Origin of the sequence: Frigoribacterium sp. Leaf8 (assembly GCF_001421165.1) — a bacterium.
Classification (GTDB): Bacteria; Actinomycetota; Actinomycetes; order Actinomycetales; family Microbacteriaceae; genus Frigoribacterium.
The window spans coordinates 660,001-681,804 of sequence record NZ_LMKB01000001.1; the positions used below are offsets into that span (position 1 = coordinate 660,001).

At 66.4% G+C, this 21,804-nt stretch carries 23 protein-coding genes and 2 tRNA genes; 10 read left to right on the forward strand and 15 right to left on the reverse strand.

The annotated features are described in order from the left end of the window. Nucleotides 1-116: 116 nt before the first annotated feature. From ASL10_RS03060 to ASL10_RS03065, 3 genes are read right to left on the reverse strand one after another with little or no spacing between them, the layout of a single operon-like run. The gene (locus tag ASL10_RS03060) at nt 117-755 is read right to left on the reverse strand and encodes an aminodeoxychorismate/anthranilate synthase component II (RefSeq protein ID WP_056044208.1); all 639 of its coding nucleotides are present in this window, start codon (nt 753-755) and stop codon (nt 117-119) included. Further along, nucleotides 752-913, reverse strand: a complete 162-nt coding sequence (locus tag ASL10_RS16310; protein ID WP_173154031.1) for a hypothetical protein — start codon at nt 911-913, stop codon at nt 752-754. Before ASL10_RS16310 ends, ASL10_RS03060 begins: the two co-directional genes overlap by 4 nt. Before the next feature lie 2 nt (nt 914-915). Then, nucleotides 916-1,692, reverse strand: coding sequence for a class E sortase (locus ASL10_RS03065; RefSeq protein WP_056044210.1), 777 nt, complete (start codon nt 1,690-1,692; stop codon nt 916-918). Nucleotides 1,693-1,844: 152 nt separating this feature from the next. Between ASL10_RS03065 and ASL10_RS03070 the strand changes: the two genes are divergently transcribed. Further along, entirely contained in the window at nt 1,845-2,078 is a 234-nt protein-coding gene (locus ASL10_RS03070; RefSeq protein ID WP_043595289.1) for a cell division protein CrgA, read from the forward strand. Nucleotides 2,079-2,239: 161 nt separating this feature from the next. Here the strand turns inward: ASL10_RS03070 and ASL10_RS03075 are convergent, their stop codons facing one another. Both ASL10_RS03075 and ASL10_RS03080 read right to left on the reverse strand, forming a co-directional pair. Continuing rightward, nucleotides 2,240-3,088 (reverse strand): rhomboid family intramembrane serine protease, encoded by an 849-nt coding sequence (locus ASL10_RS03075; RefSeq protein WP_056044212.1) that lies wholly within the window; start codon nt 3,086-3,088, stop codon nt 2,240-2,242. Beyond that, the gene (locus ASL10_RS03080) at nt 3,089-3,628 is read right to left on the reverse strand and encodes a peptidylprolyl isomerase (protein ID WP_056044214.1); all 540 of its coding nucleotides are present in this window, start codon (nt 3,626-3,628) and stop codon (nt 3,089-3,091) included. Between the two features lie 137 nt (nt 3,629-3,765). Here ASL10_RS03080 and ASL10_RS03085 point away from each other — a divergent pair, with 137 nt between their 5' ends. Beyond that, a complete protein-coding gene (locus tag ASL10_RS03085; RefSeq protein WP_056044216.1) occupies nt 3,766-4,302 on the forward strand; it encodes a hypothetical protein in 537 nt (178 codons plus the stop codon). Between the two features lie 256 nt (nt 4,303-4,558). On the opposite strand, the gene ASL10_RS03090 is transcribed toward ASL10_RS03085, so the two are convergent. The 10 genes from ASL10_RS03090 to dnaA all read right to left on the reverse strand — a co-directional run bounded on the left by ASL10_RS03090 (nt 4,559) and on the right by dnaA (nt 16,025). Continuing rightward, a tRNA-Ala gene (locus ASL10_RS03090) sits at nt 4,559-4,631 on the reverse strand. A gap of 83 nt (nt 4,632-4,714) precedes the next feature. Then, a tRNA-Ile gene (locus tag ASL10_RS03095) sits at nt 4,715-4,788 on the reverse strand. Nucleotides 4,789-4,861: 73 nt separating this feature from the next. Continuing rightward, nucleotides 4,862-5,269, reverse strand: a complete 408-nt coding sequence (locus tag ASL10_RS03100) for a DUF3566 domain-containing protein (protein ID WP_043595295.1) — start codon at nt 5,267-5,269, stop codon at nt 4,862-4,864. Next, the gene (gene gyrA, locus ASL10_RS03105) at nt 5,262-7,949 is read right to left on the reverse strand and encodes a DNA gyrase subunit A (protein WP_056044217.1); all 2,688 of its coding nucleotides are present in this window, start codon (nt 7,947-7,949) and stop codon (nt 5,262-5,264) included. Before gyrA ends, ASL10_RS03100 begins: the two co-directional genes overlap by 8 nt. A gap of 77 nt (nt 7,950-8,026) precedes the next feature. Continuing rightward, nucleotides 8,027-10,000, reverse strand: coding sequence for a DNA topoisomerase (ATP-hydrolyzing) subunit B (gyrB, locus tag ASL10_RS03110; protein ID WP_056044219.1), 1,974 nt, complete (start codon nt 9,998-10,000; stop codon nt 8,027-8,029). 166 nt (nt 10,001-10,166) lie between these two features. After that, the gene (locus tag ASL10_RS15465) at nt 10,167-10,721 is read right to left on the reverse strand and encodes a DUF721 domain-containing protein (protein WP_082460102.1); all 555 of its coding nucleotides are present in this window, start codon (nt 10,719-10,721) and stop codon (nt 10,167-10,169) included. Further along, nucleotides 10,718-11,998, reverse strand: coding sequence for a DNA replication/repair protein RecF (gene recF, locus ASL10_RS03120; protein ID WP_082460103.1), 1,281 nt, complete (start codon nt 11,996-11,998; stop codon nt 10,718-10,720). The genes ASL10_RS15465 and recF overlap by 4 nt, the downstream gene beginning before the upstream one ends. Before the next feature lie 17 nt (nt 11,999-12,015). Continuing rightward, the gene (gene gnd / locus ASL10_RS03125) at nt 12,016-12,903 is read right to left on the reverse strand and encodes a phosphogluconate dehydrogenase (NAD(+)-dependent, decarboxylating) (protein ID WP_056044222.1); all 888 of its coding nucleotides are present in this window, start codon (nt 12,901-12,903) and stop codon (nt 12,016-12,018) included. Between the two features lie 60 nt (nt 12,904-12,963). Next, nucleotides 12,964-14,112 carry a DNA polymerase III subunit beta gene (dnaN, locus tag ASL10_RS03130; protein ID WP_056044224.1) on the reverse strand — a complete coding sequence of 383 codons (1,149 nt, stop codon included), beginning with the start codon at nt 14,110-14,112 and terminating at the stop codon, nt 12,964-12,966. Nucleotides 14,113-14,609: 497 nt separating this feature from the next. Next, nucleotides 14,610-16,025 (reverse strand): chromosomal replication initiator protein DnaA, encoded by a 1,416-nt coding sequence (dnaA, locus tag ASL10_RS03135; RefSeq protein ID WP_056044226.1) that lies wholly within the window; start codon nt 16,023-16,025, stop codon nt 14,610-14,612. Between the two features lie 388 nt (nt 16,026-16,413). Here dnaA and rpmH point away from each other — a divergent pair, with 388 nt between their 5' ends. The 8 genes from rpmH to ASL10_RS03170 all read left to right on the forward strand — a co-directional run bounded on the left by rpmH (nt 16,414) and on the right by ASL10_RS03170 (nt 21,520). Next, the gene (gene rpmH, locus ASL10_RS15470) at nt 16,414-16,551 is read left to right on the forward strand and encodes a 50S ribosomal protein L34 (RefSeq protein WP_043595303.1); all 138 of its coding nucleotides are present in this window, start codon (nt 16,414-16,416) and stop codon (nt 16,549-16,551) included. Nucleotides 16,552-16,559: 8 nt separating this feature from the next. After that, nucleotides 16,560-16,895: a ribonuclease P protein component gene (gene rnpA, locus ASL10_RS03140; RefSeq protein WP_056044228.1), complete on the forward strand. Its 336-nt coding sequence runs from the start codon at nt 16,560-16,562 to the stop codon at nt 16,893-16,895. Further along, nucleotides 16,892-17,254: a membrane protein insertion efficiency factor YidD gene (gene yidD / locus ASL10_RS03145; RefSeq protein ID WP_082460104.1), complete on the forward strand. Its 363-nt coding sequence runs from the start codon at nt 16,892-16,894 to the stop codon at nt 17,252-17,254. The genes rnpA and yidD overlap by 4 nt, the downstream gene beginning before the upstream one ends. Before the next feature lie 10 nt (nt 17,255-17,264). Then, a complete protein-coding gene (gene yidC / locus ASL10_RS03150; RefSeq protein ID WP_056044230.1) occupies nt 17,265-18,221 on the forward strand; it encodes a membrane protein insertase YidC in 957 nt (318 codons plus the stop codon). Further along, nucleotides 18,218-18,781, forward strand: a complete 564-nt coding sequence (locus ASL10_RS03155; protein WP_056044232.1) for a R3H domain-containing nucleic acid-binding protein — start codon at nt 18,218-18,220, stop codon at nt 18,779-18,781. The genes yidC and ASL10_RS03155 overlap by 4 nt, the downstream gene beginning before the upstream one ends. Nucleotides 18,782-18,791: 10 nt before the next feature. Beyond that, complete coding sequence (rsmG, locus tag ASL10_RS03160) at nt 18,792-19,427, forward strand: 16S rRNA (guanine(527)-N(7))-methyltransferase RsmG (protein ID WP_056044233.1); 636 nt, start codon at nt 18,792-18,794, stop codon at nt 19,425-19,427. A gap of 222 nt (nt 19,428-19,649) precedes the next feature. Further along, nucleotides 19,650-20,573: a ParA family protein gene (locus ASL10_RS03165; RefSeq protein WP_056044235.1), complete on the forward strand. Its 924-nt coding sequence runs from the start codon at nt 19,650-19,652 to the stop codon at nt 20,571-20,573. After that, complete coding sequence (locus ASL10_RS03170; protein ID WP_056044237.1) at nt 20,573-21,520, forward strand: ParB/RepB/Spo0J family partition protein; 948 nt, start codon at nt 20,573-20,575, stop codon at nt 21,518-21,520. The genes ASL10_RS03165 and ASL10_RS03170 overlap by 1 nt, the downstream gene beginning before the upstream one ends. Nucleotides 21,521-21,804 lie beyond the last annotated feature (284 nt).

Consider the following 21,804-nt stretch of genomic DNA (forward strand, 5'->3'; position numbering starts at 1 on the left):
CCCTCGCAGAAGCCACGGAGCGACGCCGAGGTCCGACGAAGCCAGTTCGTCGCTCGGAGCGAGACGCCGAGAGCACGACGCTCGGACTTCGAGGTCCGGACGACGGGCTCGGACGTTCAGCCCAGGTCGACGAGCGGGTCGAGCCCCCGGGCCGTCACGGCTGCCCCCGGCAAGCCGGCGACCGACAACCAGTTGCCGATCATCTGGTAACCGCCCTGGGTCAGCACCGACTCGGGGTGGAACTGCACGCCGTAGACCGGCGCGGAACGGTGCTGCAGGCCCATGATGACGCCGCCCGTGGTGCGCGAGGTCACCTCGAGCGTCTCGGGCACCGTCTCGTCCACCACGGCGAGCGAGTGGTACCGCGTGGCGGTGAACGGCTGCGGGACCCCGTCGTAGAACGCGCTGTCGTCGTGTTCGACCTTCGACGTCTTGCCGTGCATCAGTTCGTCGGCGTGCGTCACGGTGGCCCCCAGCGCCTCGGCGATGGCCTGGTGCCCGAGGCAGACGCCCAGCAGCGGCTTGTCGACCGCCAGGGCGGCGTGCACGACGTCGATGGAGACACCGGCGGCAGCGGGGGTCCCCGGGCCGGGCGACAGCAGCACGGCGTCGTACTCGGCGATGCGGTCGGCGGTGTCGGCCGCGTCGAACGCGTCGTTGCGGACGACGTCCGTCTCGGCGCCCAACTGCTGGAGGTACCCGTTCAGTGTGTAGACGAAGCTGTCGTAGTTGTCGAGGACGAGGATGCGCGTCATGGTTGCTCCACGGTGACGTCGGGGGTGGGCAGGAGTTCGTTGACGTAGGGGAAGACCCACTCGACGAGGGCGAACAGCACGGCGGCGATCAGGACGAGCACGAGCACGAGCCTGACCCACCAGGGTCCGGGCAGGATGCGCCAGAGGGCGGCGTACACGGTTAGCCTCCGATTCCGGCAGCGGCGAGCTCGGCGGGTGCGCCGGCCGACAGCGGCTGCCACGAGTCGAACACACCGTAGGCGACGATGCGTTCTTGGGCGGTGAACATCGGATTGCAGCTCGTCAGGGTGATCAGGCGGTCGCCCGAGGTCGCCGACACGTCGGGAGCGTCGGGCACCTGCTGCAGCACCGAGACCTGCGTGGCCTGGACGTACTGCAGGTTGCGGAACGAGTACGTGAACCAGCCGTCCTGGGTCTGGACGTACATCTTGTCGCCCTCTTGCAGGTCGGCGATCTCGTTGAACGGCGCCCCGTAGGTGGTCCGGTGGGCGGCGATGCCGAAGTTGCCGACCTGGCCGGGCATCTGCGTCTCGTCGTAGTGGCCGATGCCGATCTTGTTGAGTGTTCGCACGGTGCTCGTCCCCCCGGCGATCGGGACCGCGTAGTCGGCGCCGAACCGTGGGACGTAGAAGTTGGCGAACTCCTCGGCCTCGCCGGGCGCCGCCCCCACGGGTGGCTCACCGTACGAGCCGTCGGGCGACGGCTCGGGGGCTGCAGTCGCCGCCTGGTCGAACTGCTCGCTCAGCCGTGCCGCCTCGCCCTTGTGGGCGTCGGCGACGACGAGGTCGTTGAACCACTGCTGCCACCCGATGAAGAGCAGCACCAGGACGCCGGCCGTGATGAGCAGTTCTCCGAGGACGCTGACGAAGGAGGCGCGGGATCGACGGCGACGCTTCGTGCGTCTCGAGAGCTGGGCCTCGCCCCCGTGGTCCGTCATGACTCGATTCTAGGCGGGCTCCGCTCCCCCGGAGACTGTGGCGGCCACCGGTGGACAACGTGTGGAGAGCATGTGGAGAACGCGGGCGTACCCGGGGACGGACGTGGCGACCCTCCCAGGACCGAAAAGGGCCTCACGGTACACTGTGCGCCATGGCCAAAGACACGAACCGCAGCACGAAGCCCGCCCGCACCGCAGAGGACGCGCCGAACCCCGTGTGGTTCAAGCCGGTCATGTTCGGCTTCATGCTCGTCGGTCTCGCCTGGATCGTGGTGTTCTACGTCAGCCAGAGCACCCTCCCGGTGGCTTCGCTCGGCTCGTGGAACATCTTGGTCGGCTTCGGGATCATGTTCATCGGGTTCTTGATGACCACCCGGTGGCGCTAGAACGCACCTTCGAACTTACACGCCTGTAACTATCCCCATTGTGGGAAACCCTGTGGATAACTTTCCTGTGGATAACTCGGGCGGGTGAGATCGCGTCGGCCGACGAGAAGAGGCGGCTCCCCGATGGGGAGCCGCCTCTCGTCGTTCACCGTCCGGGTGGTCTAGAACAGCCCGACCAGCTGGGCCGATCTGGCCAGGAGCACCGCGACGACGACCACGCCGATCGCGACGAGCACGGCGATCTGCACGGCGTGCTTCGAGCGGTGACGGGTCTTCGAGAACAGGAACGCGATCGCCCCGCCCACGACGATGCCCCCGAGGTGGGCCTGCCACGCGATGCCGGGCACGATGAACCCGATCGCGAGGTTGATGCCGACCAGCACCAGGAGTTGGATGCTGCGACCACCGAGGCTGCGGGCGATGACGAAGAACGCCGCCATGAGGCCGAAGATGGCCCCGGAGGCACCGACCACGAAGCTTCCGGGTGCCAGGAGGGCGACAGCGGCCGAACCGCCGATCCCCGAGAGGAAGTAGAGGGCGGCGAACCGACCTCGCCCCAACTGACGTTCGAGTTCTGCCCCGAAGATGTACAGCGAGTACATGTTGAAGAGGATGTGCAGGATGCTCCCGTGCACGAACATCGTCGTGACGGCGCGCCAGGGCTGCACGATCTCGAGCGGCGGGTAGAACGCCAGGGCCCGCGTGACCACGCCGTTGCCCGTACCGGTCACGAGCTGCAAGAGGAACACCGCTACGGTCACGCCGATGATGCCGTAGGTGACGACGGGGGCGCCTCGCCGAGACGCGCTACGGACCCGACCGACCACCTGCGGTTGGAGGCGCGGTGCGTTGCCCCGCGCCTCCTTCACGCACTCCGGGCAGTGGACCCCCACCGCGGCGGGCGTCTGGCACTCGCCACAGATGGTGCGACCGCACCTCTGGCAGAGGACGAAGCTCTGCCGGTCGGGGTGCCGATAGCAGAAGTTCGAGCGGTCGTGCGGATCGGTCACCTAGACCTCGTCGATGGTGACGCTCTCGAGCACCACGTCCTCGAGGGGCTTGTCGCGGGCGTCGGTCTTGACGGCCTCGATCGCGTCGACGACCTTCTTGGACTCGTCGTCGGCGACCTCGCCGAAGATGGTGTGCTTGCCCTGCAGCCACGGGGTCGGAACCGTCGTGATGAAGAACTGCGAACCGTTGGTGCCCTTGCCGCCGCGCGAGCCGGCGTTGGCCATCGCGAAGATGTAGGGGGCGTTGAAGTTCAGCTCGGGGTGGATCTCGTCGTCGAACTGGTAGCCGGGCCCGCCGACGCCCTGGCCGAGCGGGTCGCCGCCCTGCAGCATGAAGTCCTTGATGATGCGGTGGAAGACGACGCCGTCGTAGAGCTTGTCGGTGCTGACCTTGCCGGTGGCCGGGTGGGTCCACTCTTTGGTGCCGGTGGCGAGGCCGACGAAGTTGGCGACGGTCTTCGGGGCGTGGTCGCCGAAGAGGTTCACCTTGATGGTGCCGTGGTTGGTGGTGAGGGTGGCGACAGCGGTGTGCGTTGACATGTCGTCATTCTTCCACAGCCACCTCTGCGCACCAGCGACTCCCCAGGCACCGTTCCGTGACCTGTCAGGAACCTCCGTGCCACACTGGGACGGGCCAGCAACTCTGGCTCCACTGCCTACTCGTTGGAGGAACGTTCATGGCCCTGTCACGCAAGCAGAAGAAAGAACTCAAGAAGTTCAAGAAGCACGCTGTGGCGGTGTGGGGTGAGCAGCGCGGCGTGATCGACCACGCCGGCAAGGTCATCGGCGGCTACCGCGACGACGCCGTCAAGATCGCGAACAAGAAGGTCGTCCCCCAGATCAAGCACGCGGTGGACTCGAACGTCCGCCCCGTGGTCTCGCAGGGCCTCTCGACCGGGTCGCACTACGCGTCGGTCGCTCAGGACCGCCTGAAGCACGACGTCTACCCGGCGTTCTCGTCGGCTCTCGGCAACCTCGACCTCGCGAACGACCCGAAGGTCGCGAAGGCCGTGAAGAACGCCAAGAAGCAGGGCAAGAAGGCCGCGGCGAAGTACGTGCCGCGCCAGCAGAAGTCGGGCCTCGGCGTCGGCGGCGTCCTGCTGATCGGCGTGGGCGTCATCGCTCTCGGTGCCCTCGTGTTCGCGGCCGTGCAGACGCTTCGTGCCGACGACGAGCTCTGGGTCGCCGACGACGACGCCGACACCAAGGCGTAGTCCCTCACACCCCCACGAAGGGCCCGCCTCCCCGGAGGCGGGCCCTTCGTCGTCCCTGCCCCCGACGACTGCAGCATTCGACGCTGATCCGGCCCCAGCACCAGCACCAGACCAGCACCAGCACAGACACTGCCTAAGGCCCAACGTTGCACGCACGTCGGCGAAGCCGACACGGGCCCGGAGGGCCCCCAGACCAGCACAAGAGAATTGCCCCTGTCCGCTGACGGAGTCAGCGGACAGGGGCAAGGCGATCCAGTGGAGCCTGGGAGAATCGAACTCCCGACATCCTGCTTGCAAAGCAGGCGCTCTACCAACTGAGCTAAGGCCCCGACCCCCCGGTCACCGGGGGAACGAGCACGATCTCACCACCCTGCGCGTCAGGAGACGAGCGTGATGTGAGACCGGTACTGCGTGGGGCTAATAGGACTTGAACCTATGACCTCTTCGTTATCAGCGAAGCGCTCTAACCGCCTGAGCTATAGCCCCCGGACCGTCGTAAAGCCTACAGCACCACGACGGCGAACTCGAATCGGCGGGTTCAACCGACTCGAATGGTGGATCAGTTGTTGGTGAATCCGACGAGGAGACCGCCGGTGATGCGCACGCTCAGGTTGTAGAGGACGGCGACGATGGCCCCGAGGACCGTGCCGACGACCACGTTGAGGATGGCCACCACGATCGAGAAGAGCATGATCTGGCCGACGTTGAAGGTGTCCTGGATCGAGAAGCTCGAGTCGCCGAGGATGTCCCGCAGCAGGGCGTCGAGGTCGTCGAAGATGCCGGTCTGGTTCAGGATCGCCCAGATGAGGAAGGTGGCGACGACCGTGATGATGCCGATCGCGACCGAGATCAGGAAGGCCAGCTTCACGACCGACCAGAAGTCGATGTAGACCAGCTTGAGGCGGACCTGCTTGGTGCCGGACGGTCGTTTCGCCTTCTTCTGCAGTCTCTCGGCGACACTACTCATTGTTCGTTTCCTCTCCGGCGGTTCCGGGGGCCTCGTCGTCGGTCGACTCGGCATCGACCGACGTGACGTCGGTCGTGGGGATCTCGGTGTCGGCGTCGACGGACTCGACGGACTCGACAGACACTACGGCCTCGGCCACGGCGTCCGCACTCTCGTCGACCTCGGCCGCGAGATTGCGCTCACTGTTGCGGGCCACGGCGATGATGCGATCGTCGCTCGCGAAGCGGGCGAAGACGACGCCCATCGTGTCACGGCCCTTGGCCGGCACCTCGGAGACGGCGGAGCGGACCACCTTGCCGCCGGACAGCACCACGAGCACCTCGTCGTCCTCGCCGACGATCAGGGCACCGGCGAGGTCTCCCCGCGCCTCCGCGAGCTTCGCCACCTTGATGCCGAGACCGCCACGGTTCTGGACGCGGTACTGGTCGGCGGCCGTGCGCTTGGCGTAGCCGCCCTCGGTGACGACGAAGACGTAGCCCTCTTCACCGACGACGGAGGCGCTGAGCAGCGTGTCGTCGTCACGGAAGGTCATGCCCTTCACGCCCGAGGTCGACCTACCCATGGGGCGCAGCGACTCGTTGGTGGCCGTGAAGCGCAGCGACATGCCGTGACGCGAGACGAGCAACAGGTCGTCGTGCTCGTCGACCAGCAGAGCCGAGACGAGTTCGTCGTCGTCGCGCAGGTTGATCGCGATGATGCCGCCGGTGCGGTTCGTGTCGTACTCGGTCAGCGAGGTCTTCTTGATCAGGCCGTCGCGGGTGGCGAGCACGAGGTAGTCCGCGACCTCGTAGTCGCGGATGTCGAGCACCTGCGAGATCTGTTCGTCGGGCTGCATGGCGAGCAGGTTGGCCACGTGCTGGCCCTTGGCGTCGCGTCCGGCCTCCTGCAGCTCGTAGGTCTTGGCGCGGTAGACCCGACCCTTGTTCGTGAGGAACAGCAGCCAGTGGTGGGTGGTCGTCACGAAGAAGTGGTCCACGACGTCGTCGGCTCGCAGCTGTGCTCCGCGGACGCCCTTGCCGCCCCGGTGCTGGCTGCGGTAGTTGTCGCTGCGGGTGCGCTTGACGTAGCCACCCCGGGTGATGGTGACGACCATCTCTTCTTCGGGGATGAGGTCTTCGACGCTCATGTCGCCGTCGAAGCCGAACATGATCTCGGTGCGACGGTCGTCGCCGTACTTGTCGGTGATCTCGGCGAGCTCGTCGCTGACGATGGTGCGCTGACGCTCCGGCTTGGCCAGGATGTCCTGGTAGTCGGCGATCTCACGCTCGAGCTTGTCGGCGTCGTCCTGGATCTTCTGACGCTCGAGGGCGGCCAGGCGACGCAGCTGCAGGTTGAGGATGGCCGAGGCCTGGACCTCGTCGACGTCGAGGAGGTCCATGAGACCCGCGCGCGCCTCCTCGACGGTCGGCGACCGGCGGATGAGCGCGATGACCTCGTCGAGGGCGTCGAGCGCCTTGAGGTAGCCGCGCAGGATGTGCGCGTCGGCTTCGGCCTTCTTCAGGCGGAAACGCGTGCGGCGCTGGATGACGTCGATCTGGTGGTCGACCCACGCCGAGATGAAGCCGTCGAGCGCGAGCGTGCGGGGAACGCCGTCGACGATCGCGAGCATGTTCGCGCCGAAGTTCTCTTGCAGGCTCGTGTGCTTGTAGAGGTTGTTCAGCACGACCTTGGCGACGGCGTCGCGCTTCAGCACGATGACCAGGCGCTGACCCGTGCGACCGGAGGTCTCGTCGCGGATGTCGGCGATGCCGCCGATGCGGCCGTCCTTGACCAGCTCGGCGATCTTGATCGCGAGGTTGTCGGGGTTGACCTGGTAGGGCAGCTCGGTGACGACGAGGCAGGTACGACCCTGGATCTCCTCGACGTTGACGACGGCACGCATCGTGATCGAACCGCGGCCCGTGCGGTAGGCGTCCTGGATGCCCCGGACCCCGAGGATCTGTGCCCCCGTCGGGAAGTCGGGGCCCTTGACGCGCTGCATGAGCGCCTCGAGCAGCTCTTCACGCGTCGCGGTGGGGTTCTCGAGGTACCACTGTGCGCCCGAGGCGACCTCGCGGAGGTTGTGCGGCGGGATGTTGGTCGCCATGCCGACGGCGATGCCGACCGAGCCGTTGACCAGCAGGTTGGGGAACCTGCTGGGCAGGATGGCCGGCTCGCGGGTGCGACCGTCGTAGTTGTCCTGGAAGTCGACGGTGTCCTCGTCGATGTCGCGCACCATCTCGAGCGCGAGCGGGGCCATCTTGGTCTCGGTGTACCGCGGGGCGGCGGCGCCGTCGTTGCCGGGCGAGCCGAAGTTGCCCTGGCCGAGCGCCAGCGGGTAGCGCAGGCTCCACGGCTGGACGAGACGCACCAGCGCGTCGTAGATCGCCGTGTCACCGTGCGGGTGGAACTGACCCATGACGTCGCCGACCACGCGCGAGCACTTCGAGAACGCGCGATCGGGGCGGTAGCCACCGTCGTACATCGCGTAGATGACGCGGCGGTGCACGGGCTTGAGGCCGTCACGCACCTCGGGCAGGGCCCGGCCGACGATGACGCTCATCGCGTAGTCGAGGTACGAACGCTGCATCTCGAGCTGGAGGTCGACCTGCTCGATGCTGTCGCGCTTCGGTGCCTCGGCGAAGGTCTGGGCACCCTCGGCGTCGGTGCCCTCGGGGGTGTCTGTCGGCTCGTCGGCCATGATTCTCCGTTTGTCGTGGTCTGCCCCGTGGTGCTCGTCGGGGCGCGGGCGTGCTCCGGATCAGCCGGAGGCGCGCATCAGATGTCGAGGAAGCGGACGTCTTTCGCGTTCTGCTGGATGAAGTTGCGGCGCGACTCGACGTTCTCGCCCATCAGGGTGTCGAAGATGGTGTCCGCGGCCACGGCGTCCTCGAGCGTCACCTGCAGCAGCGTGCGGGTGTCGGGGTCCATCGTGGTCTCCCACAGCTCTTTGTAATCCATCTCGCCGAGGCCCTTGTAACGCTGGATCGCGTTCTCCTTCGGGATGCGCTTGCCGGCTGCGCGACCCGACACGAGCACCGCGTCGCGCTCGGCGTCGCTGTACACGTACTCGTGGCTGGCGTTGCTCCACTTGAGCTTGTAAAGCGGCGGCTGCGCCAGGTAGACGTAGCCGAGGTCGATCAGCGGCCGCATGTAGCGGAAGAGCAGGGTGAGCAACAGCGTCGTGATGTGCTGGCCGTCGACATCGGCGTCGGCCATCAGGACGATCTTGTGGTACCTCGCCTTGTCGGGATCGAAGTCTTCTCCGATGTCGGCGCCGAAGGCCTTGATCATGGCCTGCACCTCGTTGTTGCCGAGGGCACGGTCGAGACGGGCCTTCTCGACGTTGAGGATCTTGCCCCGCAGGGGGAGGATCGCCTGGGTCTCGGGGTTGCGCCCCTGGACGGCCGAGCCACCGGCCGAGTCGCCCTCGACGATGAAGATCTCGCTGCGCGAGGGGTCCTTGCTCTGGCAGTCCTTGAGCTTGCCGGGCATGCCGTTCGACTCGAGCACGCCCTTGCGGCGGGTCTGCTCACGGGCCTTGCGCGCTGCCAGACGGGCCTGCGACGCGAGGATGCCCTTGCGGACGATCTCGGCGGCCTGCTTGGGGTTGCGGTCGAACCAGTCGTTCAGCTGCGACCCGGCGACCTTCTGCACGAACGACTTGGCCTCGGTGTTGCCGAGCTTGGTCTTCGTCTGGCCCTCGAACTGCGGCTCGCCGAGCTTGATCGAGATGACGGCCGTCAGGCCCTCGCGGACGTCGTCGCCCGAGAGGTTGTCGTCCTTCTCCTTGAGGAAGTTCTTCTCGCGCGCGTAACGGTTGATCAGCGTGGTCAGCGCTGCACGGAAGCCCTCTTCGTGCGTGCCGCCCTCGTGGGTGTTGATCGTGTTCGCGTAGGTGTGGACGCTCTCTTGGTACGAGGTGTTCCACTGCATCGCGACCTCGAGCGAGATCTTCTTCTCGGTGTCTTCCTGCTCGAAGGCGATGATGTCGTCGTGGACGGTCTCGACCTTCTTGGTCGTGTTCAGGTACTCGACGTAGTCGACGAGGCCCTTCTCGTAGTGGAAGACGTCGTGGCGGGGCTCGGCGTCGTCCTCTTGCACGCGCTCGTCGCTGAGCTCGATGCGGAGGCCCTTGTTGAGGAACGCCATCTGCTGGAACCGGGTGCGCAGCGTCTCGTAGTCGAACTCGACGGTCTCGAAGATCTCGGAGTTGGGCCAGAACGTGATCGTCGTGCCGGTGGTGTCGTCCTCTTCGCCCTTGGCCAGCGGCGCGACGGGCACGCCGTCGGTGAAGCTCTGGCGGTAGACGTTGCCCTGTCGGCGGACCTCGACGTCGAGTTCGCTGGACAGGGCGTTGACGACCGAGCTGCCGACGCCGTGCAGGCCGCCCGACACGGCGTAACCGCCACCGCCGAACTTGCCGCCGGCGTGCAGCACGGTGAGGACGACCTCGACGGTCGACCGACCCTCGACGGGGTGGACGTCCACCGGGATGCCGCGACCGTTGTCGACGACGCGGACGCCGCCGTCCTCGCGCATGGTGATCTCGATGTGGTCGCAGTGGCCGGCGAGGGCCTCGTCGACGGAGTTGTCGACGATCTCGTAGACCAGGTGGTGCAGACCACGGGGCCCCGTCGAGCCGATGTACATGCCGGGACGCTTGCGCACGGCCTCGAGACCCTCGAGGACCTGGATCGCACTGGCGCCGTAGGTGTCGTCGGGCTGGGCGTCGGTGGGATCAGCTGACATGTGCGTGGGGGCTCCTGCCGGACGGGACGAAGATGTGCCGACCGGTCGCGACCGCTGTCTGGGCGGCCCTCGGACGACCTTCCGAGTCTACCGCAGGCCTGTCCGCCGCGGGGCGAAATCCGCCCTCAGACGGATTTTCCCACCGCACTTGGACGATTCACCCTCGTCAACCATAAGTATCGCGAGGGCCCCGCCCTGGAACCGATCTGGGGCCGCGTTTCCAGGTCGGGGCGTTGGGTGCCAGGAAACGCACCGACTGGATGCCCGCGTCCGGGTACCTCTTCACGATGGTCGTCGTGACCTGCGTGCGCATCAGCCGCAGTTGCGTCGCCCACGCCGTCGAGTCGCACTGGACGGTCAACGTGCCGTCGTCGATCGAGACCGGATCCGAGTGCGCGGCCAGCTCCGCCCCCACCATGTCGGGCCAGGCGGTCATCAGCTCGGACTGGGCCAACGGGCTGTTCCAGCCGAGTTCGTTGGTGACGGCCGAGAGGACGTCGGCGATGCCCCGGGGCTCGCGTCCCGTGCCGAACGGCTGGCTCGGGGAGCCCAACTTGATCGACTTGCGCTTCCGGGCGTCGCGCGACCGCGAGTTGGGGTCGCCGAACACCCGGCGGAACCGCAGATAGACCCGTTGGGCCTCGCTGTCGGGCTGCGCCTCGGGCTCAGGAGGCGCGGGTGGCGTGGACGCCGGAGGCTGCGGTGCGTCGTCGACGCTCACCGCGCCTCCTCGGCGACGGCGTCGCCGGGCCCCTCGTCGCCGGCCCCCTGGTCACCGGGCTCCTGGTCACCGGCCGCCGCGGTGACCACAGCGTCGTCACCCGGACCGTCGACGACGGGGGCGTCGTCGAGGATCGTCCCCTTGGCGATCCGGACCGTGTGGGCCTTGAGTCGTGAGGGGACGTCGCCCTCGACCGCTGCCGTGATGAGCACCTGCTCGTAGTCGGCGACGGCGTCGGCCAGACGTTCGCGACGGGATCCGTCGAGTTCGGCGAAGACGTCGTCGAGCACGATCACCGGGTCGCCCGTCGGCGAGTCGACCCGCACCACGGCGGCCGAGGCCAGCTTCAGCGCGAGGGCGAACGACCAGGACTCGCCGTGGCTGGCGTAACCGCGCGCGGGGAGCCCGTTGAGCGAGAGGAAGAGGTCGTCGCGGTGCGGCCCGACGAGCGTCAGTCCCCGCTCGAGCTCGGTCGGTCGGACACGGGCCAGTGCCTGACGGAAGACGTCGGGCACCTGGTCGGCGGGGATGGACTCGGTCGGCCCCTCGGCCGCGGTCGTCTCGTCGTCGGGTGTCGCGCCCCGGATGCTCAGCACCGTCGAGAGGTGTGCGGCGTGGTCCGCTCCCGCCACCGCGGCGTAGGCACGGGCCACCTCGGGGGCCAGGTCGGCCGCGAGCCGGTCACGCGCGACGACGAGTTCGCTGCCGAGGGCCACGAGACGTTCGTCCCAGATGTCGAGCGTGCCGAGCTGGCCGGCCTTCACCCCGGAGGCGCGGGCCGACTTCAGGAGCGTGTTGCGTTGTCTGAGCACCCGGTCGTAGTCGGTCTGCACGCCGGCGAACCGGGGCGACCGGGCCACCAGGAGTTCGTCGAGGAAGCGTCGACGACCGGACGGCTCGCCCCGGACGAGCGCGAGGTCCTCGGGAGCGAAGAGGACGCTCGTGAAGTACCGCGGCAACTCGCGAGGCTTGATGGCCCCACGGTTGACCTGCGCCCGGTTCGGCGACGACCGGTTGATCTGCACCTCGGCCAGCAGTTCGCGCTCGTCGGCGAGTAGTCGCGCCCGGACGACGGCCGAGTCGCGTCCCTGGCGGATGAGAGCCGAATCCGACGACACCCGGTGGGATCCGAGACTCGACAGGTAGCCGAGGGACTCGACCAGGTTGGTCTTCCCCTGGCCGTTGCTGCCGACGAAGAGGTTCGGCCCGCGCGCGAGGCTGACTTCGGCAGACGTGTAGTTGCGGAAGTCCGTCAGGCTGAGATGCAGTACTCGCACGCGGGCCGGTGGAGGCGCTAGGCCTTCTTGACGGCGTGGCCGCCGAACTGGTTGCGGAGAGCGGCGACGGCCTTCATCGTCGGCGAACCCTCGCCCTGACGCGAGACGAAGCGCGCGAAGATCGACGCGCTGATCGTCGGCATCGGCACGGCGTGGTTGATGGCTTCTTCGAGGGTCCAGCGACCCTCGCCGCTGTCCTCGACGTAACCCGAGATCTCGGCGAGCTTGGGGTCGGCCTCGAGGGCGAGGACCATGAGCTCGAGCAGCCAGGAACGCACGACGGTGCCGCGCTGCCAGGCCTTGAAGGTGCCGGTGACGTCCTTGATGAGGTCGCTTCGGGCCTCGAGCAGCTCGTAGCCTTCGCCGTAGGCCTGCATGATCGCGTACTCGATGCCGTTGTGGACCATCTTCGCGTAGTGACCTGCGCCGGTGTCGCCCGCGTGGACGAAGCCCTCTTCACGAGGACCCTCGGGACGCAGGGCGTCGAAGATCGGCTGCGCCAGGGCGACGTTCTCGGCGGAACCGCCGACCATGAGGCCGTAGCCGTTGTCCTTGCCCCAGACGCCGCCCGAGACACCGGCGTCGACGTACTTGATGCCCTTGCCGCCGAGGAGCTTCTCGTTGGCGAAGTCGCTGGTGAACTTCGAGTTGCCGCCGTCGATGACCAGGTCGCCTTCGGAGAGTTCGTTCGAGAGCTCTTCGATGACGCCGGCGGTGATGTCGCCCGCGGGAACCATGACCCAGACGATGCGGGGGGCGGGGAGCGTGGTGGCGAGCTCGGCGAGGCTGGCGACGTCGGAGACGGCGGGGTTCGCGTCGTAACCGGTCACCTCGATGCCGCTGTCGCGCAGGCGGGCGCGCATGTTGTTGCCCATTTTGCCGAGACCGACGAGGCCGATGTGCATGAGGTTCCTTTGTTCGTGGCGGTGGGGCCCGGAGGCGGCACCGTTGCTGGCAGAGCGCTCTTAGCGCAGGAGGAGGTTGGGCTGCAGCAGGTACTTGTAGCTGTCAGCACCGGCCTGGTCTTTCGAGGACTGACTGGTGATCAGCACGGGACCGGGCTTGTTCGGGTTCTCCGTCTTGGTGAAGGAGATGCGGACGAACTCGGAATGAACCGCTCCGAGACCGTCGAGGAGGAACTGCGGTTTCAACGAGACCACCGTGTCCTCTCCCGTCAACAACGCATCGATCGACTCTGACGCCTGCGCTTGTTCGCTTCCGATGGCCTCGAGGGTGAGGCCGTCGATCGTGAACGTGAACCTGAGGGCCGCCTCGCGCTCGAGGACGAGCGAGACGCGGCGGACCGACTCGACGAGCTCGGCCGTGTTGATCACGGCGTAGTTCTCGACGGTGTCGGGGAAGAGACGCTTCACCGGAGGGAAGTTCCCCTTGATGAGCAACGAGGTGACGGTCTTGTTGTCCGCCTGGAACGCGATGAGCTCGCGCTCGTCGGATCCGGTGATCGAGACCGAGACGGTGCCGGCGTTGCCGAAGGTCTTGCCGACCTCTTGCAGCGTGCGTGCCGGGACGAGTGCCGTCGTCGTGGTCGTGCTCGCCACGGTGCCGGGATCGAATTCGATGCCTCGGACGGCAACGCGGTAACGATCGGTGGCGACGAGCGAGAGGGCGTTCTCGGTGACCTCGAGCTGGACGCCGGTGATGACCGGGGTGACGTCGTCGCGGGATGCCGCCACCGCGACCTGGGAGACGGCGAGGGCGAAGGAATCGCCGGGCACGACGCCCGAACGGTCGCCGACTGTCGGCAGGGTCGGGTACTCCTCGACCGGCATGCTCAGCAGGGAGAAGTTCGCGGATCCGCAGCTGACCGAGATGCGGTTCTCCTCGGTGGAGAAGGTGACCGGCGCGTTCGGCAGACGGCTGGCGATGTCGGCGAGCAGTCGGCCGGAGACCAGGATCGTGCCCGGTTCGTCGATCTCGGCGGGGATGCTCGTCTGGGCCGAGACCTCGTAGTCGAAGGACGACAGGGTGAGCCCGTCGGCGTCGGCCTCGATCAGGACACCGCTGAGGATCGGCAAGGTGGTGCGCTGGGGCAGCAGCTTGACGGCGAAGGAGACCGCATCGCTGAAGACGTCACGGTTGACCTGGAACTTCACGCGGGGACCCCTATCGACTTCGCTCTCGTGGATGGCCGGTTAATAGTGGCACAGCATCGGGGTCCGCCCTTCCGGGAGGCGAAAGCCGAAGCTCCGGGCCCGGATCGATCCACAAGGTTGTCTCTCCATCAATTTCTTGTAACCAGGATTAACAGTCTTAACCGTTGTGCACAGTGTGGATAACCTGTTTAAAACCCCGGGGCTCGGCGGAACTACACGCGTGTGACTTGTGGACGGCGTGTGGAACCGAATGACAAGAATGCTCGGGGTCTGGCGGTCGCTCCGAGTGGGATCCCACAGGTCCCTCGGATCCGTGAACAAGGTCGACACGGTTATCCACGAGTTTCCACAAGTTATCCACACTGTGTGGAACGTGACTCCCCAGGGCCCCCTCAGACCCGTCGAGCGCCCCCTGGGACGACGAACGGGCGCCGACACGTGGTCGGCGCCCGGACGGGACGGTCGTGGAGGACGGGCCGGCCTGGCCCGCCGTCCCGTCACTTGTAGCGGGTGTCCTGTTTGATGCGGCTGGTGAGTTCGGTCACCTGGTTGTAGATCGACCGGCGTTCCTTCATCAGTTCGCTGATCTTCTTGTTGGCGTACATGACCGTCGTGTGGTCGCGGTTGCCGAACAGCTGTCCGATCTTCGGCAGTGACAGGCTCGTGAGTTCGCGGCACAGGTACATGGCGATCTGGCGGGCCGTGGCGATGGCCTGTGAGCGCGACGATCCGTAGAGGTCGTCGACCGTCAGCTTGAAGTAGTCCGCGGTGTGGTTGATGATGTCGACCGGCGCGATGATGTTGTCCTCGTCGAGCGTGATCAGATCCTTGAGGACGGTCTGGACGAGGGCCAGGTCGACGGCGGTGCGGTTCAGGCTGGCGAATGCCGTGACCCTGATGAGGGTGCCCTCGAGCTCACGGATGTTGCTCGACACCTTGGTCGCGATGAACTCGAGGACCTCGTCGCGGATCTGCAGCTTCTCGCTCTGGGCCTTCTTGCGCAGGATGGCGATGCGGGTCTCGAGGTCGGGAGCCTGGACGTCGGTGATCAGGCCCCACTCGAAGCGCGAACGCATGCGGTCCTCGAAGCCGGTGAGGTGCTTCGGCGGCAGGTCGCTGGTGATCACCAGCTGCTTGTCGTGGTCGTGCAGGGTGTTGAAGGTGTGGAAGAACGCCTCTTGGGTGCTGTCCTTGCCCTGCAGGAACTGGATGTCGTCGATCAGCAGGATGTCGATCTCTCGGTACCTCTGCTGGAAGAGGCTCGACCGGTTGTTGGCGATCGAGTTGATGAAGTCGTTCGTGAACTCCTCGCTGCTGACGTACCTCACCCGGATCCCCGGGTACATGGTCTCGGCGTAGTGGCCGATGGCGTGCAGCAGGTGGGTCTTGCCCAGCCCCGACTCCCCGTAGACGAAGAGCGGGTTGTAGGCCTTGGCCGGAGCCTCGGCGACGGCGACGGCCGCGGCGTGGGCGAACCGGTTCGACGCACCGATGACGAAGTTGTCGAAGCTGTACTTCGGGTTCAGGCGGGAGTCGTTGCGTTTCCCGCTCGCGCTCGTCTCGACCGGCGCCGGAACGAAGGGTGCCTCGATGTAGTGGACCGGCTCCGACTGCTCGACCTGCTGCGTGAGGGTGTCGGGGGTGATGTCGGGGTTGACGGTGATGGCGAAGCTCGAGACCGAGGTGTCGCCCAATCCGGCGATGGACTCGAGGAGGGGCTCACGGATCCGTTGTTCGAGCATGCCGCGGGTCAGGTCGTTGGGCACCTCGAGGTAGAGGGTGCCGCCCAGCACGCCCTTGGGCTCCACGAGGCTGATGAAGCCGTGCAGCTGCGGCGTGATGCGGTCGTCGGTCGTCAGCGTCGCGAGGACGGAACGCCACAGGTCCTGGACCGGGTCGACGGTGTGCGCCACTGGAGTCTCTTTCTCGCGGTTCGGCAGCGGACGGATCCGGCCGCCTCCGCGTGCGGGTCGCGTTCACCCGACGGTGTTCGAAGGGTACGAGTGCGGGACGAGTTATGCACAGCTTTCTCCACCGATCGGTTGGCGCCGTTCGGGCCGGGATCGCTGCGTGTTCCCCGTCGTCACGCGGAAGTACCGCGAGAAGTACCCACCTTAGTTCGACGGGGTGTGGAGTCCGCAATCAGAGTTTTCAACACTGTGGACAAACCTCCTGGGAAGCGGCCGTTTGACCCGGGCTCCGATCACGCGTACTTTTAATCAGTTGATTTCAGCCGCGTTGGCTGTACAAGACTTCTCGGATCGTGGCAACAGGCCTGGTCCGCTTTCCTGGAGGACCACCATGAGCAAGAGAACGTTCCAGCCGAACAACCGTCGTCGGGCCAAGAAGCACGGTTTCCGTGCTCGCATGCGTACGCGTGCCGGCCGCGCTATCCTCGCCGCCCGTCGTGGCAAGGGCCGCACCGAGCTCTCGGCGTAGCCACTTCCGTGTTGGCCCGGGCCAACCGGATCGTCCGCGCAGACGACTACCGAACCACCGTGCGCCGTGGCCGCAAGTCGGGCACGGCGCATTCGGTCGTCTACGTGCGGCGTCGTGACGACGAGCTGGTCCGGTTCGGTTTCATCGTGGCGAAGACCGTGGGCAACGCGGTCGTCCGCAACACGGTCCGGCGCCGGCTCAAGGGGGTGTGCCACGAACTCCTGCCGACGATCCCCGGCGGGCTCGACGTCGTGATCAGAGCCTTGCCAGGCAGCCCCGACGTTGCGTGGTCTACCCTGCTGTCGGACATCTCCGAGGTGGTCGACAGGGGCGTGAGAGCGTGACAAGAGCGGTGCAGTTCGTCGCGTTGCTTCCCCGCAACGCGTGCGTCCTCATCCTCCGCGTCTACCGCGCCGTCGTCTCCCCGCTCTACGGCGACGTCTGTCGCTACTACCCGTCGTGTTCCCGGTACGCCCTCGAGGCCATCCAGCTGCACGGCGTCGTGCGGGGCGTGGCCATGGGCAGCTGGCGCATCGCCCGGTGTCACCCCTGGGCAGCCGGAGGCGTCGACGACGTCCCCGAGCCCCGTACACAGAAGTACCGCGTCACGAAGTCCGGCTTCGTGACACCGCGATCCGGCACCACCGCCCCCGACCTCCTCGGGACGGGCCGCATCGCCGCACAGAGCCACGGAAAGGGCTGACCCGAACACCATGGACTTCATCGGCACCATCCTCTGGCCCCTGAGATGGGTCGTCGAGGCGATCCTCGTCGGCTTCCACAACGTCCTCACGGCGTTCGGCATGGACACCGCGGCCGGCAGCACGTGGGTGCTCTCGATCGTCGGCCTGGTCCTCGTCGTCCGGGCGTGCCTCATCCCGATCTTCGTCCGCCAGATCAAGAGCCAGCGACGCATGATGGAGATCGCGCCCCGGCTCAAGAAGATCCAGGACAAGTACAAGGGCAAGCGCGACCAGTTCAGCCGCGAGGCCATGTCGCGCGAGACCATGGCGCTCTACAAGGACACGGGGACGAACCCGCTCAGCTCGTGCCTGCCCCTGCTGATCCAGATGCCGATCTTCTTCAGCCTCTACACCGTGCTGCACAACGCGCAGCAAGAGAAGGTGGGCATCGGCCTGCTGAACGCGGCGCTCTCGAACTCGTTCGGTGAGTCGGCTCTCTTCGGCGCCCCCCTGAAAGAGACCTTCCTGGGTGCCACCACATGGGAGGTCCGCCTGATGGCCGGAGCGATGGTGGTCATCATGACCGCCTCGCAGTTCATCACGCAGCTGCAGATCGTCTCGAAGAACATGTCGCCCGAGACCAAGGCGAGCCCCATGTTCAAGCAGCAGCGCATGCTCTTGTACTTCCTCCCCCTCGTGTTCGTCTTCTCGGGCCTGTCGTTCCCCCTCGGCGTCATGTTCTACTGGCTCACCTCGAACGTCTGGACCATGGCCCAGCAGTTCCTGGTCATCCGCAACATGCCCACCCCCGGCAGCGAGGCCGCCCTGGCGCGTGAAGAGCGCCTCGCGCGCAAGCAGCAGCGCAAGGGACTCCCGAGCATCACCGTGACCGAGATCGAGTCGGCGCCTGCCGTGCCGAAGACGACCCAGCGGACCCAACCCGTCGGCAAGAACCGCTCCAAGAAGCAGAACGGCCCCAAGAAATGACCTCTGACGATTCCACGACCGACATCGTCGAGCCCGACGCCGAGAACGACGACGCCGTCGTCTCGAACGACACCGAGGAGGCGCAGGTCGCCTCGGACGACGCCGCCGACGTCCTCGACGAGGGCGACATCGCAGCCGACTACATCGAAGAGCTGCTCGACATCTGCGACTTCGACGGCGACATCGACATCGAGGTCCGCGGTGGTCGTTCGTACATCTCGGTCGACTCGAGTGGTGAGCAGAAGCTGCGCGTCCTGTCGAAGCCCGACACCGTCAACGCCCTCCAAGAGCTGACCCGCATCGCGGTGCAGACCAAGACGGGTGAGTTCTCCCGCCTCATCCTCGACATCGGGGGATCCCGCGCCACTCGCGAGACGGAACTCGGCCGCCTGGTCGACCACGCGGTCTCGAAGCTCGAGGACGGTGCCACCTCGGCGGCCCTGCCCCCCATGTCCTCCTACGAGCGCAAACTCGTGCACGACATCGTCGCGGCGCGGGGATTCACCTCGGAGTCCGAGGGCGAAGGCCGCGACCGTCACACCGTCATCACGCGTCCCTGAGCCGGGCGACATGACCGACACGTCGACCCTCGAGGTCGAGCCCGCCGTCGCGGCGACGATCTTCGGCGACCGGCTCGACGTCGTTCGCCGCTATGTGGCCGACCTAGCCCAGCACGGCGAAGAACTCGGCCTGATCGGACCGCTCGAGCTGCCGCGTCTCTGGACCCGCCACGTCGTCAACTGTGGCTTGCTGGCACCTCTGCTGGTCGCGGGTCGCGTCGGGGACATCGGGTCGGGTGCCGGCCTCCCGGGACTCGTGCTCGCTGCTGCTCGTCCGGACGCCACGCTCGTCCTGATCGAGCCGATGGAACGGCGCGTCGACTGGCTGACGGCTGAAGCCGATCGCATGGGGCTCGACAACGTCGAGGTCGTCCGTGCCCGTGCCGAGGACGTGCAGCTGGACGGGTGGCTCGACCAGGCGACCGCTCGGGCCGTGTCGGCCCTCTCCAAGTTGATCCCGCTGACGGCGCCGCTGGTGAAGACCGGGGGGCAGCTGCTGTTGATGAAGGGCGCTCGGGTCGACGACGAGATCGCCGCCGCACGCAAGGTGATCGCCCGCCATCACCTCATCGACGTCGAGGCTCGTGAACTGGGTGTGGGGCTCGTCGACGAGACGACCCGGGTGTTCATCGCCACCTTGGACTGACTGGTCCAAGTGAGTGACGGTAATGTGGCTTTGACCAGGCCATGTTCGACTACTCGGGGGTTTGCGCTCCGTGTCGACCGAAGTGGTTAGGCAGGCACGCGGACCTCGGGTCCCCGTCTTTGTCGGGGCCTGCCGATAGACTCGGTCTCCGATCCCCGATGATCACCGTGCCGCCTCGCAGCGGCGTGATCACACCTCCGGGTAGGTCGTTTCACGTGAAACATGGCGATACGGAGACCCTCAGTGAGTTCCTCGGCTGACGACGACAGAAGCACTCCCCTGGCTCGAGAGCTTGCCGACCTGAACCGTCGTAAGAAGGCCCTGTCTCGCGAACCGCTCCCGTCGCCCGCCTCGACCCGAGTGATCACCGTCTCGAACCAGAAAGGCGGTGTCGGCAAGACCACGACCACCGTCAATCTCTCCGCCGCCCTTGCGCGGAGTGGGGCCAAGGTTCTGGTCATCGATCTCGATCCCCAGGGCAACGCCTCCACGGCCCTCGGTGTGGAACACCGGGCAGAGACCCCGAGTGTCTACGACGTCGTGGTGAACGACGGCGAGGTAGCGGACGTCGTCCAGAAGAGCCCGGAGTTCGACACGCTTTTCTGCATCCCCGCGACCATCCATCTCGCCGGCGCCGAGATCGAACTCGTCTCACTCGTCGCTCGAGAGCAACGACTGAGCAGGGCGTTGTCCGAGTACCTCAGCAAGACCGAGAACGCCGGCGATCGTTACGACTACGTCTTCATCGATTGCCCTCCGTCGCTCGGGTTGCTCACGATCAACGCGTTCGTCGCAGCCAGTGAAGTACTCATCCCCATCCAGTGCGAGTACTACGCACTAGAGGGGTTGAGCCAGCTGCTGCGCAACATCCAGTTGATCGAGAAGCACCTGAACCCCAAGCTCAAGGTGTCGAGCATCCTGCTGACGATGTACGACGGCCGGACGAACCTCGCTCAGCAGGTCGTCGCCGACGTTCGCGAGCATTTTCCTGATGAGGCACTGAACACTCTCATACCCCGGTCCGTCAGGATCAGTGAGGCCCCCGGTTACGGGCAGACCGTCATCAGCTACGACACCAACTCCCCCGGGTCGATCTCGTACCTCGAGGCGGCCGCCGAACTAGCACGTCGAGGAGCACCCCAGTAATGGCAACCAAGCGAACCGGTCTCGGGCGCGGCATCGGCGCCCTCATCCCCGTCTCCGACGAGAGCCAGGACCGCCCGGTCGACGTCTTCTTCCCGACGGCACAGCAGACGGCCGACGAACTCATCGCCGTGCCGGGCGCTCGTCTCGCCAACCTGAATCCGCTGGACATCACTCCGAACGCGCAGCAGCCTCGGGCCGAGTTCCGCGCTGAAGAGCTCGCTGAGTTGGTGACCTCGATCCGAGAGGTGGGCGTACTGCAGCCCATCGTCGTCCGCCCGATCAAGAACGGCGGCAAGGGAGCAGCACAGTACGAGCTGGTCATGGGTGAGCGGCGCCTGCGAGCGACCAAAGAGCTGGGGCTCGCGACGATCCCCGCCATCGTCAAAGACACCGCCGACGACGCGATGCTGCGGGATGCCCTGCTGGAGAATCTGCATCGCGCTGAGCTCAACCCCCTAGAAGAAGCCTCTGCTTATCAGCAACTTCTTGCCGACTTCGGCATCACCCAGGATGAATTGGCGACCCGCATCGGTCGGAGCCGCCCCCAGATCACGAACACCCTGAGGCTGCTGAGGTTGCCGGCAGCCGTCCAACGGCGAGTCGCCTCCGGCGTCCTCACTGCAGGCCACGCTCGGGCGATCCTGAGCACGGGTGACCCGGTCCTCATGGCTCGTCTTGCGGATCGCATCGTCAACGAGGACCTCAGTGTGCGAGCTGCTGAGGCCATCGCTGCAGGTGGCAGCGCGAAGCCGAAGTCGACGCGCACGGCCACTCCCGGCAAGCATCAGGCTCATCTGGACGAGGTGGCAGAGACCCTCGGTGACCGGTTCGAGACGCGGGTCAAGGTGTCCTTGGGCGCTCGAAAGGGGTCGATCACCATCGATTTCGCGTCGATGCAGGACCTGAATCGCATCCTCGGCCGGTTGGGACACGACCAGGAGTCGTGATTGATTGCCCTCAGCGTTGACCGGCATCGGTTTCACGTGAAACATCGACCGCCCCTGCCTTTGCCGGTAGGGGCGGTTCGTGTTTGTTGGACGGGAACGTCACGTGAGGGCGTTGAGGTGAGGTGTTTCACGTGAAACAGTGCTGCCAATCTTGTCGCAATCGGCCTCTCCGGCGCGAGGATCTGGCAGGGGTTCTCTCCAGAGGGTGTTGGTGAGCGGCTTTTTTGGCGGTAACGGCAGGCAGGGTTCCTGCTGGAGTGGACCGGTGCTGTTTTTGGCCGTGA